The 23,980-nt window shown below is 43.0% G+C and carries 34 protein-coding genes; 9 read left to right on the top strand and 25 right to left on the bottom strand.

Features of this window, described 5'->3' with window-relative positions:
• Positions 1-110 precede the first annotated feature (110 nt).
• The 16 genes from LU276_RS04065 to LU276_RS03990 all read right to left on the bottom strand — a co-directional run bounded on the left by LU276_RS04065 (position 111) and on the right by LU276_RS03990 (position 11,317).
• On the bottom strand, positions 111-362 hold the full coding sequence (locus tag LU276_RS04065; protein WP_284674368.1) for a hypothetical protein: 252 nt from the start codon (positions 360-362) through the stop codon (positions 111-113).
• 35 nt (positions 363-397) lie between these two features.
• The gene (locus LU276_RS04060; protein ID WP_284674367.1) at positions 398-817 is read right to left on the bottom strand and encodes a hypothetical protein; all 420 of its coding nucleotides are present in this window, start codon (positions 815-817) and stop codon (positions 398-400) included.
• Positions 818-831: 14 nt separating this feature from the next.
• Complete coding sequence (locus LU276_RS04055; RefSeq protein ID WP_284674366.1) at positions 832-1,743, bottom strand: phage tail tube protein; 912 nt, start codon at positions 1,741-1,743, stop codon at positions 832-834.
• Positions 1,744-1,769: 26 nt separating this feature from the next.
• Positions 1,770-2,282 carry a Rha family transcriptional regulator gene (locus LU276_RS04050; protein ID WP_284674365.1) on the bottom strand — a complete coding sequence of 171 codons (513 nt, stop codon included), beginning with the start codon at positions 2,280-2,282 and terminating at the stop codon, positions 1,770-1,772.
• A gap of 370 nt (positions 2,283-2,652) precedes the next feature.
• On the bottom strand, positions 2,653-3,042 hold the full coding sequence (locus tag LU276_RS04045) for a phage tail terminator-like protein (RefSeq protein WP_284674364.1): 390 nt from the start codon (positions 3,040-3,042) through the stop codon (positions 2,653-2,655).
• Between the two features lie 87 nt (positions 3,043-3,129).
• Positions 3,130-3,564, bottom strand: coding sequence for a hypothetical protein (locus tag LU276_RS04040; protein ID WP_284674363.1), 435 nt, complete (start codon positions 3,562-3,564; stop codon positions 3,130-3,132).
• Complete coding sequence (locus LU276_RS04035; protein WP_284674362.1) at positions 3,564-3,920, bottom strand: glutamate 5-kinase; 357 nt, start codon at positions 3,918-3,920, stop codon at positions 3,564-3,566. Before LU276_RS04035 ends, LU276_RS04040 begins: the two co-directional genes overlap by 1 nt.
• Position 3,921: 1 nt before the next feature.
• Positions 3,922-4,269, bottom strand: a complete 348-nt coding sequence (locus LU276_RS04030; RefSeq protein WP_284674361.1) for a hypothetical protein — start codon at positions 4,267-4,269, stop codon at positions 3,922-3,924.
• Positions 4,270-4,323: 54 nt separating this feature from the next.
• The gene (locus LU276_RS04025; RefSeq protein WP_284674360.1) at positions 4,324-4,527 is read right to left on the bottom strand and encodes a hypothetical protein; all 204 of its coding nucleotides are present in this window, start codon (positions 4,525-4,527) and stop codon (positions 4,324-4,326) included.
• A 10-nt stretch (positions 4,528-4,537) separates the two neighbouring features.
• On the bottom strand, positions 4,538-5,554 hold the full coding sequence (locus LU276_RS04020; RefSeq protein ID WP_284674359.1) for a hypothetical protein: 1,017 nt from the start codon (positions 5,552-5,554) through the stop codon (positions 4,538-4,540).
• Between the two features lie 3 nt (positions 5,555-5,557).
• Positions 5,558-6,175, bottom strand: coding sequence for a hypothetical protein (locus tag LU276_RS04015; RefSeq protein WP_284674358.1), 618 nt, complete (start codon positions 6,173-6,175; stop codon positions 5,558-5,560).
• Between the two features lie 95 nt (positions 6,176-6,270).
• Positions 6,271-6,483 (bottom strand): hypothetical protein, encoded by a 213-nt coding sequence (locus LU276_RS04010; RefSeq protein WP_284674357.1) that lies wholly within the window; start codon positions 6,481-6,483, stop codon positions 6,271-6,273.
• Positions 6,480-8,033: a minor capsid protein gene (locus LU276_RS04005; RefSeq protein ID WP_284674356.1), complete on the bottom strand. Its 1,554-nt coding sequence runs from the start codon at positions 8,031-8,033 to the stop codon at positions 6,480-6,482. The genes LU276_RS04010 and LU276_RS04005 overlap by 4 nt, the downstream gene beginning before the upstream one ends.
• Entirely contained in the window at positions 8,011-9,429 is a 1,419-nt protein-coding gene (locus LU276_RS04000; RefSeq protein ID WP_284674355.1) for a DUF4055 domain-containing protein, read from the bottom strand. Before LU276_RS04000 ends, LU276_RS04005 begins: the two co-directional genes overlap by 23 nt.
• Complete coding sequence (locus LU276_RS03995) at positions 9,429-10,904, bottom strand: terminase large subunit (RefSeq protein WP_284674576.1); 1,476 nt, start codon at positions 10,902-10,904, stop codon at positions 9,429-9,431. Before LU276_RS03995 ends, LU276_RS04000 begins: the two co-directional genes overlap by 1 nt.
• Positions 10,904-11,317 (bottom strand): terminase small subunit-like protein, encoded by a 414-nt coding sequence (locus LU276_RS03990; protein ID WP_046699108.1) that lies wholly within the window; start codon positions 11,315-11,317, stop codon positions 10,904-10,906. The genes LU276_RS03995 and LU276_RS03990 overlap by 1 nt, the downstream gene beginning before the upstream one ends.
• A 368-nt stretch (positions 11,318-11,685) precedes the next feature.
• On the opposite strand from LU276_RS03990, the gene LU276_RS03985 reads away from it, so the two are divergent.
• Complete coding sequence (locus LU276_RS03985) at positions 11,686-11,880, top strand: hypothetical protein (protein ID WP_284674354.1); 195 nt, start codon at positions 11,686-11,688, stop codon at positions 11,878-11,880.
• 212 nt (positions 11,881-12,092) lie between these two features.
• On the opposite strand, the gene LU276_RS03980 is transcribed toward LU276_RS03985, so the two are convergent.
• Complete coding sequence (locus tag LU276_RS03980; RefSeq protein WP_284674353.1) at positions 12,093-12,860, bottom strand: BRO-N domain-containing protein; 768 nt, start codon at positions 12,858-12,860, stop codon at positions 12,093-12,095.
• A gap of 331 nt (positions 12,861-13,191) precedes the next feature.
• Positions 13,192-13,455: a hypothetical protein gene (locus tag LU276_RS03975; protein ID WP_079326151.1), complete on the bottom strand. Its 264-nt coding sequence runs from the start codon at positions 13,453-13,455 to the stop codon at positions 13,192-13,194.
• Positions 13,456-14,099: 644 nt separating this feature from the next.
• Here LU276_RS03975 and LU276_RS03970 point away from each other — a divergent pair.
• Positions 14,100-14,309, top strand: a complete 210-nt coding sequence (locus LU276_RS03970; protein WP_284674352.1) for a hypothetical protein — start codon at positions 14,100-14,102, stop codon at positions 14,307-14,309.
• Here LU276_RS03970 and LU276_RS03965 read toward each other — a convergent pair whose 3' ends face one another.
• The 7 genes from LU276_RS03965 to LU276_RS03935 form a co-directional block, all read right to left on the bottom strand.
• Complete coding sequence (locus LU276_RS03965; protein WP_284674351.1) at positions 14,310-14,474, bottom strand: hypothetical protein; 165 nt, start codon at positions 14,472-14,474, stop codon at positions 14,310-14,312. It lies immediately after the preceding gene.
• A gap of 134 nt (positions 14,475-14,608) precedes the next feature.
• Positions 14,609-14,980: an antiterminator Q family protein gene (locus LU276_RS03960; RefSeq protein ID WP_284674350.1), complete on the bottom strand. Its 372-nt coding sequence runs from the start codon at positions 14,978-14,980 to the stop codon at positions 14,609-14,611.
• Entirely contained in the window at positions 14,977-15,861 is an 885-nt protein-coding gene (locus tag LU276_RS03955) for an N-6 DNA methylase (protein ID WP_284674349.1), read from the bottom strand. Before LU276_RS03955 ends, LU276_RS03960 begins: the two co-directional genes overlap by 4 nt.
• A gap of 11 nt (positions 15,862-15,872) precedes the next feature.
• Positions 15,873-16,121, bottom strand: coding sequence for a hypothetical protein (locus LU276_RS03950; RefSeq protein WP_284674348.1), 249 nt, complete (start codon positions 16,119-16,121; stop codon positions 15,873-15,875).
• The gene (locus LU276_RS03945; RefSeq protein ID WP_284674347.1) at positions 16,118-16,459 is read right to left on the bottom strand and encodes a DUF1064 domain-containing protein; all 342 of its coding nucleotides are present in this window, start codon (positions 16,457-16,459) and stop codon (positions 16,118-16,120) included. The genes LU276_RS03950 and LU276_RS03945 overlap by 4 nt, the downstream gene beginning before the upstream one ends.
• Before the next feature lie 246 nt (positions 16,460-16,705).
• A complete protein-coding gene (locus tag LU276_RS03940) occupies positions 16,706-19,108 on the bottom strand; it encodes a primase-helicase zinc-binding domain-containing protein (RefSeq protein WP_284674346.1) in 2,403 nt (800 codons plus the stop codon).
• Positions 19,105-19,317, bottom strand: coding sequence for a transcriptional regulator (locus LU276_RS03935; protein ID WP_284674345.1), 213 nt, complete (start codon positions 19,315-19,317; stop codon positions 19,105-19,107). The genes LU276_RS03940 and LU276_RS03935 overlap by 4 nt, the downstream gene beginning before the upstream one ends.
• Before the next feature lie 132 nt (positions 19,318-19,449).
• On the opposite strand from LU276_RS03935, the gene LU276_RS03930 reads away from it, so the two are divergent.
• The 7 genes from LU276_RS03930 to LU276_RS03900 all read left to right on the top strand — a co-directional run bounded on the left by LU276_RS03930 (position 19,450) and on the right by LU276_RS03900 (position 23,962).
• A complete protein-coding gene (locus LU276_RS03930) occupies positions 19,450-20,163 on the top strand; it encodes a helix-turn-helix domain-containing protein (RefSeq protein ID WP_284674344.1) in 714 nt (237 codons plus the stop codon).
• 89 nt (positions 20,164-20,252) lie between these two features.
• Positions 20,253-21,236 (top strand): hypothetical protein, encoded by a 984-nt coding sequence (locus LU276_RS03925; RefSeq protein WP_284674343.1) that lies wholly within the window; start codon positions 20,253-20,255, stop codon positions 21,234-21,236.
• A 6-nt stretch (positions 21,237-21,242) separates the two neighbouring features.
• The gene (locus LU276_RS03920; protein WP_284674342.1) at positions 21,243-21,809 is read left to right on the top strand and encodes a hypothetical protein; all 567 of its coding nucleotides are present in this window, start codon (positions 21,243-21,245) and stop codon (positions 21,807-21,809) included.
• Positions 21,810-22,188: 379 nt separating this feature from the next.
• Entirely contained in the window at positions 22,189-22,356 is a 168-nt protein-coding gene (locus LU276_RS03915; RefSeq protein WP_284674341.1) for a hypothetical protein, read from the top strand.
• Positions 22,356-23,051, top strand: coding sequence for an ATP-binding protein (locus LU276_RS03910; RefSeq protein ID WP_284674340.1), 696 nt, complete (start codon positions 22,356-22,358; stop codon positions 23,049-23,051). Before LU276_RS03915 ends, LU276_RS03910 begins: the two co-directional genes overlap by 1 nt.
• Before the next feature lie 60 nt (positions 23,052-23,111).
• The gene (locus tag LU276_RS03905) at positions 23,112-23,633 is read left to right on the top strand and encodes a DUF669 domain-containing protein (RefSeq protein WP_284674339.1); all 522 of its coding nucleotides are present in this window, start codon (positions 23,112-23,114) and stop codon (positions 23,631-23,633) included.
• Between the two features lie 131 nt (positions 23,634-23,764).
• On the top strand, positions 23,765-23,962 hold the full coding sequence (locus LU276_RS03900; RefSeq protein WP_284674338.1) for a hypothetical protein: 198 nt from the start codon (positions 23,765-23,767) through the stop codon (positions 23,960-23,962).
• Positions 23,963-23,980 lie beyond the last annotated feature (18 nt).

Below are 23,980 nucleotides of genomic sequence, written 5' to 3'. Positions count from 1 at the left end.
TGCTAAAAAGTTAAAAATTTGATAAAATCATCATATCCCATTCGCTTTTCCTCCTTGCAATGGGTTTGTATAAAAACCCCAAACTATTTGCCGTAGTTTGGGGTTTTTGCTCATTTCGCTGTTTTTTCTTGCATCTCATCAAGCCAAACATCATCAATGGCGAATACACCAGCGTCTAAGGTTTCCCTATCAATCATGGTAGGGTGTGCATCCACCACATCGCTGATGTCTTTTACCGTCAATGGTAAGGGTGTGCCTGTCATGCCAATATATCGCCTTGCACGGCTTGCCATGCAAAACACATAAATAATCATGCTAATCGCATGGCTGTTCTCAGGCTCTTTTGGCACTTCAAGCCCCAAATACCGCCTAACTTGTATGTCAAAGTCAGACAGTCCTAACCTTTGGTATTGCCACCTTTGGACGGCTTTTTTTTCGTTACTTCCACCTGCTCTGCGTGCTTATCCTGAATGCGATAAGATTGGTTAATTACCCACTGTAACAACCCATCAACACAAAGCACCATATCCACGAAATTATCACAATTACATGGCAAATCCTCGCCATCTTCGTCAGTAACACCACGCCAGTCTTTAATCAAATACTGACCGACGATTTTTGGGAATGTTTCCAAGCCATCTTCATCAGACAGATTTAACAAATCCTCTGTCAGCTCACGCACACGATGTTTGGTATTGGCTTGCTGATAAAGCGGGTGCGATACGCCATAAATCTCAAATGCTACGCCATCGCCATAATCCACCCACTCACACGGGGTGTTTTTAATTGTTGTTTTTTCTCGTTTTGTAATTTTCATTTGCATATCTCCAATTAAACTGCTGGAACTTTTGTCATGGTTGGTGCTTGCTCAACAACGGTATAAGTAACGGACTGATTGATAATGTCATTCATGCCACCGCTTGGTGTTTCGCCTGATACCTGTGCTTTTGGAATGGCTAGTACATATTTTGAACCATCTGGGAATTTTAAGGTAATCTCAATAGCGACCGTCGCTCCTGTTACCTGCTTATTGACAATCTCTTGGGCTTTTTTACCGTAAGCTAAGGTCAAGCTACCCTCCATTTTCGCCATCATCTCAAGCAATTTGCCTGCAAAAATACCACCACCTAAACAGCGTTGTTCTTGGATATTGTTATCTACCTTAAAATCAAATGCCGTCGCACACGCTACACCCTTAGTAGTAATACCATCAATCTTGATGTCTTCAACAGACAGCGAAGTAACTTTCTGTAGCTGACCTGCTGGCGTTGGCGTTTTGCTAAATGCCGTGTCGTTTTGGTTCTTATAATCAGAACCCATTAAGCCAAATTTTGCCGTTGCATAGCCGCTATCCGCCAATGACAGCTCAAAAGTATTGACACGAACGCCACCATAATAGTGAAAAATGCCAACATCTTTAAAAGCAACTTCAAAAGCATAATTTTTAACGACATCACCGCCAAAAGTTAGTGCATTGCCCGACCAGTTGTTACAAGCTGCCGCTGATAATAAGTCATCATACTCATCTTTGGAAAATTCCACTTCAATATCACCAGATAGCGATCCTGATGTTACCAATCCTGCCGAACTGATACGGCTATCCGTGATGGTTTCACTGTCTGTTTTTTCAAATGATGCCGACAAACCATTGGACTTATATGGTAGAACTTTCCAGCCTGTTTTTGGAACTTCGTCGGTTGTTTGGGTAGCATAGTTAATCTGAACTTTTGAACCACGAGACATAGTTTTCACTCCAATAAAAAAGCCCCTTAAGGGCGGTTGAAAGGTAGTTGGGGTTGCATTTGTTTTTGGACGGATAAAATGGCGGTGTTTAGGTCATCTCGTCTTTTCTTCCAATCGGATAGACCCTTACCGCACAAACTGGCAAACGCCTGTTCACGCTCTTTTAAGTCGCTAAGCAAGGCGTGTTGTTGCATTAGCTCCATGGTTTCACTTTGTAGCAGTGAGCGAGCATAAAAGAACGCCTGCACCAATGCTTTTTTAAAGGCAATCACTTTGGGGCTGTTTCGCATAAGGGTCATTAAAAACGTGGCTTGCTGTTCGTTGAGTTCAGCATACCTCGTCCAACGACCTTGTGTAGAATTTCGCATTTCAAATGCCGAATTCGTTTGTTTAAATACAACCTCTCCCAATTCCATAAAATCAGGCAAATAACTATTTACCAATTGGAAAACAGTTTTGTGCTTTAACTCCAAACCCTGTGCAATTTGTAGGGTTGTTGTTTTTGGTTGTCCATCATCAACCATTACTAATTCATTCATATTCGCTCCGAACATAAAAATTCTTGCCACATAAAAAAATCCCCACAGATTGGCAAGATAATCCATGAGGAGTGATTTTAAAAATTTAGTGATACCGATACGACACACTCACATTCATCTGATAGAAAAACACCCTAATTAGGGTGCTATTTTTGATGTTTTCGCCAGTTTAGAAATTTAATCACGGCGTTCATATTGTCCGAAAATTTCCAAACAAAAGCAAAAAATACGATGCCAGCCATCAATACAACGATATTCATCATAGGTATTTGTTCCAAGTTGGCAAAATTTATGTTAAAATTCACTCATATTATCCTTTTAAGTAGGGTTAAAGGGATGATATAAACCCAGCTATTTGCAGTAGCTGGGTTTATTTGTATCTATAAGGCACGCTGACATTGATTTGATAATAATCGCCACTTGCCCCCACATCAATCACGCTAGGGGCTAACAGCTCCAAATCATCAAGCATGGTGCAGCCTAGATGCTTGGCTAAGCTGTCCGCCGTTTGCTTAATGTTCTTTGTGCCATTGCCGTCATCATCAAAGATTTGCACAATCAGCGTGCCAACTTCACGCACACAAGGGCGGTCTGACAAACTGGCAATGTGATTGATACCACCTAAGATACTGATGCGATACCAAATACCGCTTACAGGCGGTGTAAAATTACGGTTCGCCCTTGCCGTGCGTGCTTGGTTGAAATGTTCCCATTTCATAAAATAGCTCATGATGAGCCGTTCAATTTCTAAACTGTTCATAATCACCTCTTGAAAAAGTTCACCTAGGCTGACAAAATACCTCCACTTATCTTGAAATTTTTTTATGTGGTTTTTTGAACAAATCGTTTAATACCGCTCCAACGCCGCCATGAATGCCTGCACACCCATTGCATACACACCATGGGGTGCTTGGTAGCTGTACCCTCCCACCGAGCGGACTTCATACATCCCCTTTTCTTTTCGCCAAGTGCCGTATTGAACAGGATTTGGATAGCCGCCATGTTCAATCACTCCCGCATAAGGCAGGTTATTTTGCAGCACCACAAATCTATCGCTTTTGATGTCAAAGCTGATGTCTGTCGCCCCACTTTGGGCGTCGCTGCGGCTGTTTTTGCTAAAATGATGGGCTTGCCGATACCTGCCACCGCCATACAACCCTGTTGGGCTAAGCATCACCACCGCATTGTATAAATCCATCAGAGCAAGGTTGATTTTTTTGTTCAGTTCCTGCTCAAACTCATCTACAATTTCCCCAATCGGCACTTCAAACTTAATCCCCATTACACACCCCTTAGCTGAATAACCCATACCACATCAGCAGGGTCTTTTGATACCGCCACCACACGCATTTGATTGATGATGTCATCAACTGATGGCGTACGCTCTATCTGTGATTGTAAGCAAATGAGCTTAACATCGTTTTGTAGTATCGTATTGCCGTCAATTTCGGACGCTGCAAACCCACTAAAAACGCCTCTACCGCTGTATGAATGCACAGCATGGGTATTTGTACCATTTAACAGCCAATCGTCGTCTATGAGCGTTCTGTGCGTTCCTGTGAAGTCTTTGACAGCATCTGCCAAGTCGGTATTAAACGCTTGACTGATTTCGCCATCAATTTCATCTCTTAGCCTCATATTATCCCCTCATCACAGTCAGGCTTGCCATACCACCAAACGTGATGATGAACGGCTTAATTAAGTCCAAAGCCATCATCTCGTATTGCCCCATCGCTTGACCATCTTGACCGCTTGCATAGGTTTTTGAGACCGATACATCACCAGCTTTTGACGATTTGGTAACAACAACGCCTTCAGTGCGTGCTTGGTATAGCTCGCCTGCCAGATATGCTTTGGCTATTAATCGCCCTGCCTGTTTAACATTGTCATGGTATGGCTTTTGTATCTGATGGCGTGATAGCCAAGCATTGACCGCAAGTAGCACGTCTTCATTGGCATCAGGCAGGTTTAGTTCGTCTTGCGTCATAAATGCCCCATTCTAAAACCCCCATAAGGTAAAGTTCTTATAGGGGTTTTGTGATTATTCCACTTTGCCAGTCTCAGATTTCGTGCCAGTCAAAGCTTCTGTTTTTTCTGGATTTTTAATGCCGTAATCCCCGCCTGATTTGGCAGTGTCGGTAACCTTCATTGCTCCTACCGCACTTTTTGAGTCGTCAAAGTAGTCTCTTTCTGATGGGTAAGTGTAGTTATAAGCAGGTTTTACTTTGTCTTTTGGTAAGCCCATGGGTTACTCCTTATAGGTTGGTAATTAAAAAGCGAATTGGCGTTTGTTCTGGTGTTGCGTCCAGTTGCCAGTTTGTGCCTGTTTGTAGGTCTGTCCAGCTTGCTGATAAGGCTTCATTCTTTGTACCGCCTGTCAATGCAGAATCTTCAGCAATAAAGCTAAATCCCTGTGGGTGGATTAACGCATGACGACGCGTCCAAAGCGTGGTATGACCTGCACCATTACCTGTGTTTGCCGTGCGTTCTATCTCTAAATCATCTTGACCTACCACCATGTCGGCAGCGAATGCCCCACGACCCAACAGGTAAGACACATATTTGGCGTTTTTGCCTGTGCCAATAACCGTGCCGACCTTAGATTGAATAACGGTGCGTCCATTATAAGTCTCAACAGGCTTTAAGTCGTCGGCAGTCGTTACACGCTCCACAAGGCGTTGCTTACGCATTTTGGTGGCAATGAGCGGATGAACAATCATGATGCCTTTGCCTTGATACGCCTCATCAAGCGTGCCTTCGGCATCAATAAAGGCATTCACATCAAAGCCTGATGCATCATCAGCGGTGGTCTTTGAAATGTCATATGTAAGCTTTTTACCGTTGGTATGGTCATAATTCATCAAACCAAACACGGTAGCAATCGCTCGGTTTTCCATTTGAGTCAGCCAAAATCCGTCTAACATTTTGGCAATCTCACTCAAAGGCGATTTGCCCGTTAAATAGTTCTCCAGTCGGCTCTCAATAAAGCCCTCGTTCAAAAACGCCACACGACCTTTTGACTTACTTGCTTCAATACTTCTTGGCATGGCAATGTCGGTCATGATGGTGTTGCCATAATTGGCTTCAAGATTGCCATCAATGGGGTGGATAAATGGCACTTCAAAGGTTTTTGAACCGCTTGTCAGTAGTGGTCTTAGGCGACTATCTGACACAAAAGCTCCTGACTGATAAAACTTCGAACGCTGCAGGTTGTCTTTAACTTGATAAGACAACACCACATTTTTATTAAAAATTTCTCTTAATTTAGCCATAGATTACTCCATGAATAATTGATTAAATAAAGTTGGGTTGGACTGTGCCAAAGCGACTCGCTCGGCTTCGCTATAATCTTGGGCTTGTTTTTGACTTTGACCTGTTGCCCCTGTGCCACTAGCCCTTGTGCCGTCAATCAAACTGTCAAACTTACCCCCATCTTTGAACTCTTTTACTAAATCGTCCAATGTAGAAATGGTTAAATTACCGTTACTGTCAGTTACTTTGATTTGCCCATTATCGGCGATCAATCGTTTTTCAATGAGCATTTGCAAGATTTCTTGATTATGGGCATTGGTGGATAACTGGCTGGCAATCTTGGCAGACTCTGCCTTGATTAAATCTTGATTTCTTTGGGCAATGTTATCAGCTAATTGCTTTTCAAGCCCTGCGATTTTGTCTTGGTATTGCTTTTCTAAGGTTTCAAAATCGCCTTTTTTTCTAGCGGTTTCTTCGGCTAAGCGGTCTTTTTCGGCTTGCTCGGCTTTGCGTTTTTCGGTCTCTGCCTTTTTTTCGCCAAGTAGCGTTTCATTATGCTTTCGCAGGCGTTCAATTTCTGCTTGTGCCGCTTGAAACTGCTCGGCTGTGATTTGGGTTTCTTGTTTGTTTTCGTCTGTCATGGGTTACTACCTATGTTATGCAATTACAAATTGCGGACAATAAAAAACCCTTGCGATTGCAAAGGGTTTGGGGTTGAAAAATTTAACTATGGGTGCTAGGCTTGGTTAATTAGTTTTTGAGCTTCGTCTTGGGTAATTTCTTGGTAATCGGTAAAATCATCATACAAGACACGATGACCCCAATAAAAATTATTTACCCATTCTTTTTTGTCTTTATCATAGATAAAGAATTTACTTAAATCAACACCATCACCCTTAGCGATAACGGCTTGTTCTTGGCTTAAATCAAGGGCATAATACTGTGTCATTTTTTATCATCAATCTTATCAATGTTAGGTGGTTGTCTTATTTTATCACTTAGGGACTGCATTTCAAAAAACAGCACTGCACGCCTTGCTTCGCTAGTATCATCAAGCCGAAACTCTTCATAAAGTGTGTGCAATTTACCATTTTTTAAGGCAAAGCTGTCTTGGGTGTGGTATTGCAACTCAAACACAACGCCGTCTTTTTCCACAAAGGTATTGATGCCCTTATACATCGCCCCTTGCTTCCAAGTATTCTTAACCCTGACGACATTATACCCCGCCTGTTCTAGTTCATCAAGCAAAGACTGATATTGTTTAACAAAGCTCTTTTCATCTAGCAATACAGTATAACGAATGACATCTTTGATGTTTGGCAAAACGCTATCAAGTTCCTTACCTTGCAAAACTTCACTCGCTACCTTTCTTTGTAATGACCCTTGGCTTTTTAAGCGGTGTTCAAGCCCTGATAGCACCACCCCCACTTGTTTTACAATGGCGGTCATGTCTTGGGTGATGTTGGGCTCAGCAGCTTTCATTTTTTGATACAACGCCTTAACAGGTGGTGTTTCAAGATTTAATAGCTCATCAAGCCCCATTGGCATAAACACCCTATCAAAGCCTAACCGCTTAAATTTATCAGCACTCATGCCATCGGATAGGAATATTTCGGCGTTTCTTTTGCCAAGCACACTTTGGATATAGGCTTTATCTTGCCCTTTTAGCCATTCATAATAACTGACATTCTCGGTTACGCCAAATTCACTCGCTCTGTTGTTTGGCTTGGTATAGCCATCATGAACAATCTCAAAAGATGAACGACAGTTGAAGTGATAAGGTGGGTACACAGCCTTATCTAGTGGCATAAACTGACCATCCAAATGGCGACAAATGGGGCTGGTGCGTCTGTCTAAGGTTGCGATGACCTTAATGCCTTTGATGATGTCTTTGTTATCGTTGATAAAGGCTTGCTTTGCCTCACTTGCCATTATCGCCGTGCCTGTATGGGCAAGGGTTTTGGCGTGTCTTGTGCTGATATTCAAAATACCGTCTTGATAGCGATTGGCACGACTGCCCCTTATCATCTGAATTAATTTGGCATTATCTAGGCTTTCGCTATGGGCTAGGCGTATGGCACGGATAATCCGCTCGCTTTCATTTTCGCCAAATGATTTAGTTAATTCATCTAGGCTGATGCCCACATTGGTAGTTAGATGTAGCGGCTTATCAAAAACTTTATCGGCGTACGCCATCAATGATTTTGGCGTATTTAGACGCTTTTTAAATACCTTGTAGGCTTCGTCATTCTGCACCTTGTAGCGATGACTAAACAGCCCCCGCCAATTTGCCTTTAAGCCGTCCACATACGCCCCAAACAAGCCTTGTAACTCACGGTCGGCATTTGTGGTTAATTGCTTGATTTCACGAGCGTTTAGGCTTTTGACTTCATGGTTGAATATCGCCTTTTGCAAATAGGCATCCACCGCTTTTAGGATTATGCCAAACTCATCGGTTAGCTTGGTTTTTAGCCTTTCAAGGTTGATCAGAGATTTCATGTAGATTGTAGCCCTGCATTTCGCTGTCAATCAATGCTTTTGCTTCATCAGCATCTTCAATGGTAGCGATTTCATCCTCTACCAGTTTTGCACGCATTTCAGACCAACTAATTGCACCCCCTTGCCATTCTGCGATAAGCTGGGCTCGTTCTTGGGCGGTCATCTTATTGGTGGCAAAGTTGGTATTAAAACTGACAGTAGGCACCCCATCAGCCCCCACAAAACGCCCCAGATAGCCAAAACAACGGCTATAAGCGTCCGATAAGTTATTGCAAATGGTTGCCAGTAATGATGTTTGCTCGGCAATCTCCGCCCCTGCTTGTGTTGCGGTTTTATTGCTTGTGTTGCCAACCAATCTTGCACCGATTGCGACCATTTGACTTTCTTTATGTTTCATCGCCTCAAAATTGGCGTTATTGGCATCGGCTTGTAGTAATTGAGCGGTTGCCCCTACGCCTAGAATCTGCCCCACCCTTGACCCCAAATGCACACCGCCATTGGGGGCTAATACATCCCGATACCATTCATTGGTAACCCCCGTGATAAACAAGGTAGGCTGACCTGCAATAAAATTACTTTCTTGATAGTCGGCACTATCACGGTAATGAGCAAGGTTTAGCATTGCCAAATCATACAAAGGGGCATCGTCAATGGTTTCATCATTATCATCTGCCCCAATAAAACTAAACGGAATGACATCAAAAGGCTTTTGAGCAAAATCATAAATCAATGCTTGATCGGTAAAAGGCTGATAACCAACACCGTCTTTGCGTAAAATTTGGCTGGTAGCCACACCATCAACCAACCGCAGAACCAGTAATTGCTCGCCATATTCCGCACGAAAGCCATCATCAGACTTGACATAGCTTTCTTTAATGACTACAAGCGTGAGTTTCTTTTGTCCGTCAATGGTTGCTGTACGCCAATTAATAATCTGTTCTGGCTCATACAATTTAACCACAGGGCGTAAATGCTTGGTTTTGTCTTTTGTGCCACCTTTTGAGATGGGAAAATCCGCCAAAAGCCCACCACGCCCTTTGATTAAAAGCATGGTCAAGGCTCGTCTGGCGTGCTGGGTTAAATCCGTACCTGCCCCATCCACATCCGTTTTTAAAATCTCTAAATTTTTGGGCAAATCAAGCAGAGGATATTTGGCAAAGGCAAGTCCACTCAAGGCTTTGGCGGTCTTTCGTGTGGCGTTGTAAAATACCGCTCGTGTTTGGTAGTCTTTGTAGCGTTTAGCTTTGACATCAGGCGGTTCGCTTGCAGGGCTAGGATTGGGCAAGTACAGCTCGCCCTTTTCTTTTACCGCTGTCTCGCCTGCATAACAGTCCGCCACCAACTGCCATTTGGCAAAGTGCGGCAGAAGTTCCGGTAGAATATGGTCAGGGTTCATTAGTACAAACTCACTTTAAAATCAGTCGCCAGTACAGGCTTGCTTTGATACACCGCAAAATAGCGGAATGCGTCCGCCCCATGACTTGACCAATCATGTAACGGTCTATCACGCCATACGCCCAATTTATCGTTCCATTCTTTGCGGTAGCTTTCTAGGGCTTTAACACCTTGTTCGCACTTAATCGCATCAAAGGCACATTTGGGCAGGATTTGGCGGACCTTTTCAATGTCTTCATTAACATTGCTCGTGCGTGGCACCACATCGAACGATATGCGGTAAATCCGCCCATCAATCTCATAACCATCACTGGCTAACTCTCGTAATGATTTGGCACGGTTTGCCCCCAGTTGCCGATTATCAATGTCGTGTGGGGCAATGTGCTTGTCATAGTTGTAGCCTTTATCTTTTAGCACCTTGAGGTAGTGATTTAAGCCCTCGCCGCTATTTTCGTAATAATCCACCACATGATATTCATCGCCTACTTGACGGATAAACCAAATGGTTGTGCTGTCCGATACCCCCAAATCCCAGTAAGTAGATACTGGCAAATGGTTATTATCAGGAAGTTGCTCAGTAATGCGACCGTTGGCGTATAGCCATGTAAATTGCTTGGCATAATACGCCCCTTCAATGGATTGGGCGAACGCCTCGGCAGGGATTGACGGATATTCTCTTTTCATGTCATCGCCTAGCGTGCGTTCTTTTGACGCATACCAAGACTTTTGTTCATCACTAAGGGTAATGCCGTACTTCGCCTCTAAGCCATCAAAATAAGCCGTCAAACGCTCACAGATGGGTTGTTTGGGCATCTGATAATCTTTGTTTTGCCACCACGAGAAAAAGAAAAACCGCCAATCTTGGGCGGTTAATGTCGCATTTGCTAGGGCAAGTTTTTCAGCCATCTGGCTGTATTCATAAAAATAACCCTGCCGCCCTTCTGCCGTGGACTCTAATGTGATTTTACCGCCCATCGGCACAGCCTCAAAAGCCCCTGTTACAATCTCACGAGCCTTGTCAGGATACTTGGCACAGATTTTACCAAATTCAGATATATGCAATCGCTGTAATGTACCGCCACGAAACGATGTACTGACCGTGATTGAGCCGCCATTGTCAAACACCAGCTCATCTTTGGTCTCAATCTTAATGGGGTTAGCAAGGCGAATGGCTTTTGGCAAGTTATCATAGGCAAACTTAACCTTTTCACGAAACAACCGCTTGGCATCGTGTAGCGTGTGTGCAATCAACGCACATTTATCACTTTCAAATAATGCTTTGTCCAGCTGAATGATACATACTTGCGTCGTAAATCCCAGCTGACGAGCTTTTAAGATGATATTGCGATTATGTTCATTTTGCCAATATTCTAGCTGTTCAGCAGTCATATTAAACTTGACCTTTTTACCCGTCTTATCGGTGATGTAATACAGGTTGTTTAGGCGATACAAGGGGTCTTTTAGATTGTGTAGCATCATTCCCCCTTGTTGGATAACTCCTTCATCAACTCTGCCATCAGACTGACCGCATTATCGCCATCGTCTTTGTGCTTGTCGCTGTATTTCTTAGGGTTCATTCTTGCTAATACCCATTTGCGTGTGTCAATCTGCAATTTGGCTTTTTGCACTTCTTCAGGTAATGCCTTATCTGCAATATCCAACATCTCATCAAAATAATGGTCGGCTCTCTGCTCACTCGCACGCGCGTATCTGTCGGAAAAGTCAGAATATTGAGCAAGCCATTCATAGATGGTCGCACGGTGTGGCATATCATCATCTTGACACACGCTTGCCACCGAGCGACCTTTGGCAATGCGATACAAAAATTCTGTAATAATCTCTTCGCTGTAAATCGTTGGTCTGCCCATTTTGGGCTTATTTGCTGTCATAAGCCCTCCTGTGGGCAATAAAAAAAGCCAAATAATCACAACAATTTTTGTACAAATTGCAATAATTACTTGACTTTTAATGTAGATTAACATACAATATAAACATCAAGGCAAGGGGTAGGAGCCTTGCCTTGTAGGTCAAACCACTTCTCCTATATGACAAAGTGGCTCACCGATATAAGGAGCAGATGATGACAGTTCTCACACAACTTGTAATCATTGGTATCTTTATCTTATACAGCTTACCAGCGTATTAAGATAAACGCCTAAGTTAAACCCTAAAAGGGCTTAATATGGCGGAGCTTATAGGAAACATAAGCTCACTCCTTACACTTTTTTTATGATAGCATATTTTAAGGATTTGTCAAATGCCTAAAGTTACCAACAACCCAAAATCACGCAATCAAACGCAATACGACAGCAATGCCAAAAGAGGTGTCAAAACCAAAGGCTTTATCCTGCACCTTGATGACATTGCACTCATTGAGCAGATGGCAAAAGATAGAAACATTCCACAAAATCAACTGATTATGGATGCTATCAGAGCCTACGAAAAAATTTAAAAAACATTGAGCGACTAGACAACAGCCTACCGCCCAACAAAAAAGCCCCACCAAAGGCAGGGCTAAAACAAAAAACGGCTAAGTTTTCACACTTAACCGCATTTTGCCAAATTATAGGGTTTTTTGTTCGGTTTGTCAAGCCCTGTTTTGAATTAAGCACCAACACCCCACAAGCCACGCCTGCAGGGTTTTATAATGAAAAGTTTAGTTAATTAATAATAACGACCAACCGCCCACTGCTGATGGGTAATCATGTCAGGGTTCATGCCATCATAGCCCAGATGCTTGCCGATATAATTAGCATTTAACACAGCGTGCATGATATGGTCGTGGATTTGTCCGCACAATCTGGGCGATAAGGCACGAAATGGCTCTTCAATGGCTTTATACCAAGAATAAATAAACTGCGTGTGCCATGCTAGGTGTTGGGCACTGATGGATAAGCGGTCGTTCATACCACCTTTTGATTTTGTCAAAATCAGCTCATAGACAAAGGCGACTGCTTCGGGTAAAAGTGGTGCAGGAATGCTGACCACATCATCATAGCCAAAGTGATTACCAACCATCTTATAGACATCAGAGATATTCATATACCCCACTGACAGCCGTGTGCAGGCCTGGATCAGGGGCGTACGGTCGTGGGCGGTGGTTTTGACAGGCACAGGCTGACCAACTTCCTTGTCAAGAATATCAAGCACCCATTGGCGAAACTCTTTGGCAACTTTGGTGCGAGCAAACATAGCAATAAGGTGGCAACCACGAAGGGAGAAAATGCGGATTTTGGCATTTTTCATTTTTGGGTTATCAATAAGGGCGGTTGTGTCAGAGCGAAATTCATCGGCATTGCGATTGTAAATATTTGTGATGTTGTCCGCACGAGAATAACCCAATGCCTTTGCAAGTTCGGCAGAAGTAAGCCAAATTTGGTTATCCACCTTGACAGGGGTTAGAGTGATGTTTTGAAAAGTTAGTGCTTTCATCTTGATATACCTTTTTGATAGGTTGAATTTAACCCTTGATTCTCGTACCGTCAATTTGACGTTACGGAGTATTTAGGGTGGTTAGCGGCTCAAAACCTGTATCAAGTCAGGCGGATTTATTCGTGTTGCAAGCAACCTTATTTCATCGCACCGCTAACCATAACTTATCATAAAGATATGGTGTAAGCATAAAAAAATCACAATAACGGAGTGATGACCGCTTGATAATAGGCTTTTGAGACCTTACCCCATATCATACCCCACTAATTGCCCTTTGTCAATAAAAATCCGCCCATTTTAAGTATGGACGGATTTTTTAAGAAACAACGGATTAACCAAAAAACCGTGTCAAGACAAACACAATCAAACCACCAACCATTGCCGAGCCAAGTGTAACATAGGGGTAAAAGCGAGCTTCTTTTTCTATTTTTTTGGTTTCAGCAACAAATTTATCGTTTTCAATACGCATTTTTTCAACCGTGGCTTGACTGGTTGCGATGTCCTGTTGGATTTTACTAATGTCTAGCATAAGTTTTACCTTTTCTAGGTTTTCTTTGTCTAAGGTCTGTAAGTCAATACGGCTTATATCAACCATAATAGCACCTATTATTTGTTTTGTCTAGGAAAACCTACCACAGTAAACCGCCAAGTTTTAGGGTGGTAGGGCTAACAGAGTTGGCGGACTGCCACGACTAGGAAAGCAGCACATCTTGCGATGTCTCTATTAGTCCCACCATAATTTGATTTTTAAAGGGTGTGGTTTTTAGCCAACCCCTTTCATGGGGGATTTTTTGCAATAAAAAACACGCTTTGGGGCGTGCATATTGCCCTAATCATATTCCAGACCGCCAAGTCTGACATCGGATTTTGCCGATGTGCAACCATCATAACCCATCATTCGCCATTTGTCAAATAAAAAAAATCCACCCAAATAATGAGCGGATTTTTTTAAATTATATATTGACAAATTATCTAAGTCAATATATAATAGGCACATCTAGCAAGGGTTGCTAGGTAGGTGCTAGTGACTAGCACTAGCGGTAAACATAAGGAGTTGGACGATGACCACACTAGTCAAAATCATCGCCCTAATAATCCTGCTCTTAATCGCTACACCAGCGTATTAAACAGGTAACCCGAAAGTAGCGGCAACTACTGGGGGTTTGGTTAGGGGGCTAACCCTTAACCACTCCTTATCTTTATTATGCCATTTAATTTGAAAAAATCAAGGGGTATTTTATGACAATTAAGACATCACACGCTCAAATCAAAGCCGTCAAAAAAAACACTGCCAAAGCCCTAGAAGATGTGCGAGTGCTACTAGGTCAATACGACACCGAAGCCTATGAAGCCCTACAAAAAATCAAAGCCCACCACAACGGCAACCGTGCAGGGGCAATTAAACAAGCGATTATTGAGTACGCCAAACGCTTAGAACAAGGGGCTTGATTAGCCCCTGTTTTCTCTAAATGTTTTTCGCCAATACTCGCCTGCCACATCGTCTGCCAAGCTTAGCTCGCCTGCCACATCGCCCATAACCCTGTCATAAACAAGGGCATGGGATTGACAAAACTTGGCTTTTGAAATCCCTAGAATTTTAGCCTTCTTGCCCAACGAAAAACCCCTTTGCAGGTATGTCTTGCAAAGGGGTTAAAAGTCCCACCAGTTGTGGGAAAGATGATTGTTATGGTGTCTATCTATATAATAAGACCACCATAACATAAATATAGCATTTTCTGATTAATCAGTCAAGGGGGTAATCCCAAATAACCTGCCAAATAGTGCCTTGTATTATCAATCATCTTTAAAATATGATTAAATTTTTGTCCTTTTGCCTGCTCAATAGCCCGAACGGTCATACCATCACACTTATTAAGCACTAAAAACTCAACGCCATCAGGCATAAAAACAGCTGTCTGACACAGCACACGATTAATAGCCAACGCCTCATCATCGCTGATATAACAAGTCCTGCCGTGGCTTGGCGGTGGATTGACCGACCGCATCAGCCAATAGATTTGATTAGTCTCTAATCGGCTTGGCATTACCCTACCTTGTTTGTAGCACCACGCTCCGAACTGTTCTAGCCATTCATTTAGGGTGTATTTATGCCAGTTCATACCACACTCCACTTATCAATAACCGCACGCATTCGCCCACAAAATACCCTAAAATCAAGCCCTGTAAATATCGTCATGCCATGATGATAAGACAGTATTGCGTCAAGTTTGGCAATATCCGCCTCCATCAATTCATCATTTAGTGTATCAATATCAAAATCCATGCCGAATGGGTCGGGCGTGGGCTTTCTAGCAGTCTGCCAATTCTCAACATCAACCGTAAAGTCTTGTTCGTATCGCTCACCCGTCTTTAAGTCTAAGTATTCGCTTTGGTACTTGTCATCAGTTTTCTGCTTGTCGATAACGATGAACAAAACGCTGATTGGCGTATCATCAAAAGCGTTGGCTATCATGTTGCATTCTGCCAGCTGATTGCCGATTAACTCTCTGAATGTCTTTTCTGTACCACGGTATGCAACACCAGGGAACAAAATATAAAACGCATATCGTTTGGCGTATTTGAGTGACTTCAAAACAAAAATATCATCAACCACGCCCGACTTTTTCCAGCTAAATGCAGCTTTGATGTTGGCTTGTTCAGCTTCGGGCAAATCTTTAAACTTGATACTAAACGGCGGATTCATCGCCACACAATCCACGCTAATGTCGCCATCAAACTCAAAAAATGATTGATGATGCACCGTAGCATTTGGATAGTTATGAATAAATACATCGCAGGCTTGTTTTTGTATTTCAACGCCTGTGATATGCTTGGCGTTTAGGTGCTGTTCCAATTGCCCAGAACCTACCGCCCCATCAAATACCGTGGGATTATCACCCACATAGTGCTTAACCTTTTGGGCTAGGTACTGGCGTAATCCCTGCCCTGTGATGTACTCGGCAAATTTATCGGCTTGTTTGCGGTTATTATGTTCAATCATCGCCAACCCCATCAAACCACATCAAAATATTTTTGTACTTGCCTTGGATAATGCACTGTCTCAACCCAATGCTTTGCCTCATCTAAGCTGAAAAACTCCTTAAATCTTCCATTGCCGTAATAACAGTAAAATAATTCTTTTTCGCTTTGAATGGCATATTCAACAAAAGTATTTTGGCTGATGTGCGTCTGGCGACTACAATCATCAAAACACTGCTCTTTTTGCGCTACCCACTGAATGACAGGTATCTTAAATTTCATACTTCCACCACATCAATATCATGCACTACTTTCATCAAATGTTTTTTAAGTCGATAGACTTTATCTTTACGAGTGATGGGACTTTTAACATCTTCCACCACCTGCTTGCCCGTCTGCCTATCCAGATAGACAAAATCCGTCACATAACGCACACAGGGGCGTTTTCGTGCCTCGCCTGCTATCTTGACACCACCAATCAGTTCAAACGCCACTTGCGTGCGTAAATCGCTAATCAGACCCGACGTTTGCAGCTGGCACAATTGCTCATAACGACGGTGCTCTTTTTTGCTGTCAAAATTCATACCATTAACAGTGATTTTTTTATTACGGTATTTCATATTTTGATATTTATAATGATTTAAAAAATAAATAATGGATAAATAATTAATGATATTGTTGGAAATATAAAAATACAGTTATAACCTATATATATCAAGGCTTAGCACATTGTTGGGGACACCCCCACCCCTACACACATTTGTGTGATATATCGAAGGCGTCCCCAACAATGCTACAACCCCTTATAGAATAAGGCTTATAACTGGGGACACGCTGTCCCCAACAATACCCAACAATAACGCTCATTATGCCAACTCCATCGTGTTTTCATCATAGTACTTTGGTAAAATAAAACATAGACGCTTACGACCACGCCCACTAATGGTGTTGATTTTTACCGCCACGATTTGTTCTTCATTCAATAAAGCGGTGGTTGCCTGCTCACGCTGATGTGGCATACTGGCAGCATAAAGACGACTATTCTTGGCAAGGTCTCGTTCGGTCATACCATTCTTACCAGAGCGGACAATCATGTCATATATCGCTTGGCGTAGGCGATGATGGTCCGAATCTGCCACCCTTCGACTGACACTATCCATGAAGTCCTGACCATAGTACAAGACATATGACAACGCCCAACTTGCCAGATTTGCCGTGATAATGGGGTCATTACTGTCTTGGCAGACAGCAAGTAAGGTTGCCGCCCTCATGGCGTTTTCTACCCATCGGCGTGTCATATCTGGCAGTACAAACTCTCCTGCCGTCTCTTGATCGGTCAGTAGATCAGCGGTGTCGTCAAACAAATCCAATGCCTCATCATCAATCTGCACCATCTTTGGTGTAGGGGCAACATTGTAAGCGGTGTCAAGCCCTGTCAAGTCGGTACGACTTGCACCCTTAGGCGTACGAATGGCGACCGCCCAGTCAATCAGATGGGCAGGCAAAGGGGCGGCTTTTCGGCGCACCTTTTCGCCCACAGGCAAGCTGGCCTCTACGCAGATTAAGCGGTTCAAAAAACCGTCCTCAACATCCACCGTAGATAGGTTGTCATACATCTGAGCAGGCGTGGCAAGCCCTAATAATGTGATGGCAGGACAATGCACCATCTGCTTAGCCTTACTCACTTGGTCGGACTTTCGCCGTCCCATATTCGAGTAGTTCTTTGGCATCATCAGACTGGTAGTCGCTGAATAAGCCTCAACGAGCGTGGTAAAGCTCTCTGCCATCTGCCCATTTTGCTGTTTTCTGGCGGTTTGTAACTGTTTGCCAATCTCATCCATAATCTGAATATGACATGGTGATTCGTGTAAAGCAGAATATACCGCCCCACTGGATGTATTGCCACCACCAGAGAGTAAATTTACCAGATTACTCTGAGTTAAAAATGCCTGAATGCCTGTTTTGGCGTAGTTTTTGCCGATACCTGTCTCACCAAGCACCATCAGATATAAGCTCGATGTATTCGCCTCGGTGGACTGATAGATACGACCACATAAGACGCTGGCAAGTGCCAATGTCGCCTGAATGCTGATTTGAGCTTGTGGCTGGCGACTGTGTCCATCTATCCAAGCACGCACCTCATTCAGAATGGGTACAGGAAAGGATAATAGTTGCTCTGGCACTTCTTTTGTGCTATGATGTGCAGGTAGTACAAAATCATCATCATGTACGAACTCCTCCGCTCCGACTGCCATCGGGGCGGTTTTATTTTGGGTATTTGTCACTTGATTGATAAAGCTCGAGACATCACCTAGGACAACCTCTTCTTTTGGTAAATCAAGATTCAGCACGCCTGCCACCGCACGCACCGCATCGGAGGCACTCATACCAACATGGTCAATCAAGAATGACAGACCGTCTCCACCTGTATTACCCTTGCCACCTTGCGAACATATCCAGCCACCATCGCCCTGCATGGTGCTATTATCATCAAAGCGAAAGCGGTCTTTACCACCACAATGTGGGCATGGCTCATGCCCGCCGCCTTTGATGTGATAACCTAGACGACCCAGTACGAACTGCCACGCTCCTCGTGCTTGCTGACGCACAAACTGGCTGGCGGTGTCTGTCTGTGCTGTCTGACGAATGGGTGCGGCAGATTTGGCAGGAGCTAGGGGTAGCTCACCTGCTTTGACATCAAGCCACGCCAAAATCTCAAACAAATCCACCTTATCGCCCTCATGCACCACACGACTGACAAAAGCATCGCTTGCCACACCATCTTTGACTTTGGTGTGAATAAAGCTGTCCAGTCGCATCACACGAGGCAAATCATGCACCGCCTTATCTGGCGTGTCGCCTGCCTGCGTAAAATAAGCAATCAGCCGTTTTTGATACTCGCTAAACTCATCAAGACCAATGCCATCCACCACCCAATAGGCGTGGTGCTTTCCTGCACTACTCTCCACAATCACGCTGGGCGGTACAGGCAGACCAAGTAGGCGAGCAGGACGGCTGTCATCTGGCGTATCAAAATCCACAAACAAGGCACGCACCGCCGTGATGTTTGCCTTAGTGCGTCCTTTGCCATCGGTGGCGTTTACGGTAACATACACGCCTGCCCCTTGTGCGTTTAGGGCGTGCAAGGCGTGAGCGTGTTCGTCTAGCGTGCCGTGTAGCTGACGGGCAAGTGCTTTGTCTTTTCGGTCGGCGTTGTCATCAAAGGTTTGGAAGGTGTGATGCGTACCGAGTAGGGATAGTAGGGTCATAGGTCTTCTAGCTCTTTTAGTTTAGGACAAAGGTCGGTGGCTTTGAATTTGCCTTCTGTCAGCTTTTCAACTTTGATGGCATGAAGGGCTGAAATGTTCATCTTGCCGTGTAACCACTTAAAAACAGTCGTTTGAGAACAGTTCAACGCCTGTGCTGTCTTGCCCTGAGTACCAAAATGAGCAATAACTTTGGAAATTTCTGGGTTCATATGATACCTTAATCTATCGTAAAAATCCAATTATATTACTTTTGGTATAATTATTCAATAGTTTTTTTATCCTTGCTTTTTAACAACAAAAGGTATTAAAATAGGATATTTAAAACCAAAGGTAATTAAGCAATGAATACCTTAGCTCAACGACTAAAATACGCGCGTGAATTGGCAAACCTATCACAGCAAGAAGTTGCCAAAAGAGCAAATATTTCTCAACCCACCTATTTTAAGATTGAAAATGGCTCAACCTTGAAGCCAAGAAATATTTTAGAAATCGCCCAAGCCCTAAAAGTCAATGCTCATTGGCTGGCAACTGGTGAAGGTGAGATGGCATCCAAGCCGAGTCTTGATGAGTTGCGTGCTAAAATTGCTGAAATGAAATCAAAAGGAAAAAGCAATATCCAACAAAAAAACGAAGTCCTATCCATGACAAAGCCTGTACCTGTACTATCATGGGTGGCGGCAGGTTCTTGGAGTGAGGCTAATACGGTTACTGTAGATGATGCTTTTGATTGGTTGCCACGCCCAATGGGCTTATCCGAGAAAGGCTTTGCCCTAAAAGTCCAAGGCGAAAGTATGCTGCCCGAGTTTCGCCCAGATGACTACATCTATGTTGAACCTGAAATCGCAGCCATCTCGCTAAAAAATGCTGATTTGGTGGTTGTGCAAAAATTAGACGGCAAAAGTGAAGCCACATTCAAGCAGCTAATCATCGGCGACACCTCAGATGATATGTACTTAAAACCCCTAAACCCTAACTGGCATGAACAAAAGATGATACCACTTGGCGAGGAATGGCATTTGGTTGGGAAGGTAGTTGGGAAGTTGGTGGAGTATTGATTGGTCGCCAATCCATAAATAAACCAACCTTATATAAATTAATGTATTAAACAATCAATTTGTATAGCTTAAAAAATATTAGGATTGTTATGAGAAAACCAAGTATTATTACGCATCATGTATTGGTGATGGATATTATGCCAACCGCTAAGAAGAACCCCGTAACACCACTTACCAAAATTAGTATATTGGATATCTTTAAGCACTTGAAAGAATGGGGTTATGAAAGCGAGAAAAGACTATTTAATAATCATAGCCACTGTGGAATACTTCCTGTTATTACTATCAATGAAAAACAAGGGCGCATTGATATCTTGTTATGTTTATCGGACAAAGATAGCGATGAACCAGAAACATTTGATTTTGAAACTAATGAAGTGCGTCATTTTAGCAAAACTAACACAGAGGGTTACAATGGAAGAAGTCACATTGTAATTCAAGTAGATAAAAATGATCCAAGATCTGCAAAGTTTGCTATTGAATATAAACAAGGTATCAGCCATAGATTTTTTGTTGACACACTAAATTATTTCATCAAAAATGCTAGGAGTAAGAACAAAGATATATTTAAGGGTATTCATCCAACAGAAAGAGACAATAAAGGTAATGCTAAAAAAGTAGGATTTAAAATAAAATTCACAAGCCAAACAGAATTAAGTGACGAGATAATCAAAGCATTTGAGAGTGACAGGGTTCAAGATGTAATCTATCACCAACCTATTCACACATCCAGTTATGATGGCACCAGTTACACCCCCAAAAGACAGGATGTACATATGGGTGTAAAAGCAAATATTATCAAAGCGGAATCCAAAACCTTGATGCAAAAAACCAAGGATGTCATTTCAAGCTTTGAAAAACTTTTCGTTAAGAACCCTGGATTAAAAGGCATTACTTTTACTATAAAATTTAAGGACAAAGAAGGCAAAAACCGAACAGCTTACTATCACTCTGATACTCATGAATTTAGTCTTGCCAAAAAATCCTTTATTAGAAGGCAGAACAAAAATCCCAAAGAATTAGCACTGAATCAAGCGTTATGTGATAGAATGTATGCACACTTACTATCTTAGATTACCATGATTTGGACAATATTTAAGCCATTTAACTATCTTGCGATCAAAGCCGAAAACGGTAGTAAAATCGTAGTGGATATTTATGTGCCTTTTGTCTTGTCACTTATCATTACAATTTTTTTACTATTTCTTAATATTAAGCACAATATTAATATTTTTGACGGTACACATAAAATTACCGCTAATATTATAGGCTTTGTTCAAACATTGCCGGGATTTTATATCGCAGCATTGGCGGCGATTATATCATTTCCAAATCGCTCACTAGATAAATACATGAGCAATCCAGCCATGATTATCCAGCGAGAGCATGAAGATAGACTGACACGCAGACGCTTATTGTGTTACTTGTTGGCATATCTGGCATTTATTGGCATTGTTATTTGCTTGCTGATTATCTTTGTTGAATTTTGTCATAGTTTCTCATTAGGCTTTCATCCTTGGCTTATTACAGCGGGCTATTTGACAATCTCTTTTATTTTATTTTTCTTTTTATTTCAGTTAGTGCTATTAACATTTACTTGTCTATGGTATTTGGGTGAAAGAATTCACTTTAACGACCCTGACTAAAACTTAGTACCTTATCCCCAAACCACCCCCACGGGTGGTTTTTTTTACGCCTAAATTTTGTGAAAAATCATAAAGTTATAAAATAAATTACTTTTAGTATAATAAAACTATTGCATATTTAATTACTTTTAGTATAATAATCCCATCAACCGCAGACGATGCCTTGAATACTATTTAACACACCAGAAGCCCTACCGTGAGGGAAACACACGGAGCTTGTGTAGGGTGGGGTCTACCCACCAGCAAAAGCGAAGCCCACACCACCGTGGCAGATAACGGGGTGAACCTGTTCCATTTTAGAAACAGTTAATCAGCTATTGGCAACCTGTAAGTATGACTTACCAGTTGCCAATGTCGGATTAACTTTAGGAGATCAACCATGAAACAAGCACTACTGGCAGCAATCATTATTGTGTTTGGGTTCGCCTTGCTCAAGGGCTGTACAACCCTAGCTATCCAAGCCTATGACAGACAAGAGCAGGGTTATCAAGAATTCATCAACACGCACAAAGAATGGCTAAAAGCCAATCAACAAGAGGACTACTAATGAGTGCATCAATCAACGGTATCAATATCACCACCACATCAGCCCTAGCCAACACAAGAGGCATCAAAGTGCTGGTCTATGGGCAGGCAGGAGCAGGCAAAACCTGCCTATGTGCCACCACGCCCGACCCCAAGCGGACGATTATCCTGTCGGCAGAGGCAGGCTTATTATCCATCGCAGGGGCAGACATCGCTGTGATTGAGATTAAGTCTATTGACGACCTAATGAAGGCATATCAATGGCTTACCACCACCGAGCAAGGGCAATCATATGAATGGATTTGCCTAGATAGCGTGAGTGAGATGGGCGAAGTCATCCTATCTGCTGCCAAGAAAGCGGTCAAAGACCCACGCCAAGCCTATGGCGAGATGCAAGAAAAGATTGAGGACATGATTCGGGCATTTCGCGATCTACCTCGCAATGTGTACTTTACCGCCAAGCTTGAATCTTATCAAGATGATACTGGCGTGGTGCGTTATCAACCTGCCCTACCTGGCAAGAAGCTCGGTCAAGCCCTGCCCTACTTTTTTGATGAAGTGTTCTTTTTACGAGTAGAAAAGGATGCTGAAGGTAACTCTGTGCGTTATCTACAGACCGTGCCTGACATCAAATACCACGCCAAAGACCGCTCGGGACGACTTGCTGAGCGTGAGATGGCAAACCTTGCCCATATCCAAGCTAAGATTTTGGGCTAATTTATCAAACGGCAAACGAACGAAACGAGCCAAAACCCAACGCCAAACAGGAGAAAACTTATGGCACTACTTAACCTAAACTTTACCCAAGACGAAGTTACCAAAGCCCAAAGCGACAACTTCGCCCCCATTCCTGCTGGCAACTATGTTGCCGAGGTCAATCGCTCCGAAGTTAAAGCTACCAAAGACGGTCGTGGTTCTTATCTTAGCCTATCACTCAAAGTGCTAGAAGGCGAGTTTGCAGGGCGTTTGATTTTCCAAAACATCACACTGACCAATGCCAATGCCACCGCTCAAACCATCGGACGAGAGCAGATGGCCCAGCTGGCTGGGGCGTGTGGGATTTTAAACCTACAAGACTCCGAACAGCTACACGGCAAGCCCATCGGCATTCGTGTCGCCATTGAAACCGACAAAAGTGGGCAATATGAGCCGAGAAACACGGTCAAAAAGTTTTTCCCCTTAAATAGCCCAATGCAGTCCACCTCATTTAGCACGCCTGCTACAGCTCCTCAGGGCTTTACTGCTTCGCCTACTCCACAAGCCCCAGCACAGGGCAATCCGTGGGCAAGACAGGGCTAAACGCCAAAAAAGCCCCTAGGGACGACCTACGGGGCAACTCTTTAAAAACTTAAAAGGGTTATTGGGCTGGCTTGACGGTATTGATAATTGCGACTATAATAAAACAAAAGGTTTAACCAAGAGGTAAACTTATGCATAAAGCCAAAAAGACCGTCTTAATTCCAAAAAAAGAGCGGCTGTTGGATGCCAAAACTTATTTGGCAGAGATTCAATGTCGTCAGGATATTATTGACGATGTCCAATTCATACCACCAAAGCTTGGCAGTAAAGGTTTTGGTTCATTCCGTGTCAGCTATAGTACGCCTGTCTTATTGCCAGAGGGTGTCTGATGAGCAATAAGCCCAACG

Origin of the sequence: Moraxella haemolytica (assembly GCF_030177935.1) — a bacterium.
GTDB lineage: Bacteria > Pseudomonadota > Gammaproteobacteria > Pseudomonadales > Moraxellaceae > Moraxella > Moraxella haemolytica.
This window is presented reverse-complemented; position numbering and strand designations above follow the sequence as displayed.

What these genes read in the sequence shown, in the direction of transcription:
- LU276_RS03990 (WP_046699108.1), bottom strand. Translation starts at nt 11,317, where the DNA reads ATGACAGCAAATAAGCCCAAAATGGGCAGACCAACGATTTACAGCGAA.
- LU276_RS03950 (WP_284674348.1), bottom strand. Translation starts at nt 16,121, where the DNA reads ATGAAATTTAAGATACCTGTCATTCAGTGGGTAGCGCAAAAAGAGCAG.
- LU276_RS04045 (WP_284674364.1), bottom strand. Translation starts at nt 3,042, where the DNA reads ATGAACAGTTTAGAAATTGAACGGCTCATCATGAGCTATTTTATGAAA.
- LU276_RS04000 (WP_284674355.1), bottom strand. Translation starts at nt 9,429, where the DNA reads ATGAACCCTGACCATATTCTACCGGAACTTCTGCCGCACTTTGCCAAA.
- LU276_RS04030 (WP_284674361.1), bottom strand. Translation starts at nt 4,269, where the DNA reads ATGACGCAAGACGAACTAAACCTGCCTGATGCCAATGAAGACGTGCTA.
- LU276_RS03935 (WP_284674345.1), bottom strand. Translation starts at nt 19,317, where the DNA reads ATGAACCCAGAAATTTCCAAAGTTATTGCTCATTTTGGTACTCAGGGC.
- LU276_RS03975 (WP_079326151.1), bottom strand. Translation starts at nt 13,455, where the DNA reads ATGGTTGATATAAGCCGTATTGACTTACAGACCTTAGACAAAGAAAAC.
- LU276_RS03985 (WP_284674354.1), top strand. Translation starts at nt 11,686, where the DNA reads ATGCCTAAAGTTACCAACAACCCAAAATCACGCAATCAAACGCAATAC.
- LU276_RS04015 (WP_284674358.1), bottom strand. Translation starts at nt 6,175, where the DNA reads ATGACAGACGAAAACAAACAAGAAACCCAAATCACAGCCGAGCAGTTT.
- LU276_RS04040 (WP_284674363.1), bottom strand. Translation starts at nt 3,564, where the DNA reads ATGGGGATTAAGTTTGAAGTGCCGATTGGGGAAATTGTAGATGAGTTT.
- LU276_RS03915 (WP_284674341.1), top strand. Translation starts at nt 22,189, where the DNA reads ATGAAACAAGCACTACTGGCAGCAATCATTATTGTGTTTGGGTTCGCC.
- LU276_RS03960 (WP_284674350.1), bottom strand. Translation starts at nt 14,980, where the DNA reads ATGAACTGGCATAAATACACCCTAAATGAATGGCTAGAACAGTTCGGA.
- LU276_RS03900 (WP_284674338.1), top strand. Translation starts at nt 23,765, where the DNA reads ATGCATAAAGCCAAAAAGACCGTCTTAATTCCAAAAAAAGAGCGGCTG.
- LU276_RS03920 (WP_284674342.1), top strand. Translation starts at nt 21,243, where the DNA reads ATGATTTGGACAATATTTAAGCCATTTAACTATCTTGCGATCAAAGCC.
- LU276_RS03940 (WP_284674346.1), bottom strand. Translation starts at nt 19,108, where the DNA reads ATGACCCTACTATCCCTACTCGGTACGCATCACACCTTCCAAACCTTT.
- LU276_RS04010 (WP_284674357.1), bottom strand. Translation starts at nt 6,483, where the DNA reads ATGACACAGTATTATGCCCTTGATTTAAGCCAAGAACAAGCCGTTATC.
- LU276_RS04025 (WP_284674360.1), bottom strand. Translation starts at nt 4,527, where the DNA reads ATGGGCTTACCAAAAGACAAAGTAAAACCTGCTTATAACTACACTTAC.
- LU276_RS03930 (WP_284674344.1), top strand. Translation starts at nt 19,450, where the DNA reads ATGAATACCTTAGCTCAACGACTAAAATACGCGCGTGAATTGGCAAAC.
- LU276_RS04055 (WP_284674366.1), bottom strand. Translation starts at nt 1,743, where the DNA reads ATGTCTCGTGGTTCAAAAGTTCAGATTAACTATGCTACCCAAACAACC.
- LU276_RS04035 (WP_284674362.1), bottom strand. Translation starts at nt 3,920, where the DNA reads ATGAGGCTAAGAGATGAAATTGATGGCGAAATCAGTCAAGCGTTTAAT.
- LU276_RS03905 (WP_284674339.1), top strand. Translation starts at nt 23,112, where the DNA reads ATGGCACTACTTAACCTAAACTTTACCCAAGACGAAGTTACCAAAGCC.
- LU276_RS03980 (WP_284674353.1), bottom strand. Translation starts at nt 12,860, where the DNA reads ATGAAAGCACTAACTTTTCAAAACATCACTCTAACCCCTGTCAAGGTG.
- LU276_RS04005 (WP_284674356.1), bottom strand. Translation starts at nt 8,033, where the DNA reads ATGAAATCTCTGATCAACCTTGAAAGGCTAAAAACCAAGCTAACCGAT.
- LU276_RS03910 (WP_284674340.1), top strand. Translation starts at nt 22,356, where the DNA reads ATGAGTGCATCAATCAACGGTATCAATATCACCACCACATCAGCCCTA.
- LU276_RS04050 (WP_284674365.1), bottom strand. Translation starts at nt 2,282, where the DNA reads ATGAATGAATTAGTAATGGTTGATGATGGACAACCAAAAACAACAACC.
- LU276_RS03925 (WP_284674343.1), top strand. Translation starts at nt 20,253, where the DNA reads ATGAGAAAACCAAGTATTATTACGCATCATGTATTGGTGATGGATATT.
- LU276_RS03955 (WP_284674349.1), bottom strand. Translation starts at nt 15,861, where the DNA reads ATGATTGAACATAATAACCGCAAACAAGCCGATAAATTTGCCGAGTAC.
- LU276_RS04060 (WP_284674367.1), bottom strand. Translation starts at nt 817, where the DNA reads ATGAAAATTACAAAACGAGAAAAAACAACAATTAAAAACACCCCGTGT.
- LU276_RS03945 (WP_284674347.1), bottom strand. Translation starts at nt 16,459, where the DNA reads ATGAAATACCGTAATAAAAAAATCACTGTTAATGGTATGAATTTTGAC.
- LU276_RS03995 (WP_284674576.1), bottom strand. Translation starts at nt 10,904, where the DNA reads ATGCTACACAATCTAAAAGACCCCTTGTATCGCCTAAACAACCTGTAT.
- LU276_RS03970 (WP_284674352.1), top strand. Translation starts at nt 14,100, where the DNA reads ATGACAATTAAGACATCACACGCTCAAATCAAAGCCGTCAAAAAAAAC.
- LU276_RS04020 (WP_284674359.1), bottom strand. Translation starts at nt 5,554, where the DNA reads ATGGCTAAATTAAGAGAAATTTTTAATAAAAATGTGGTGTTGTCTTAT.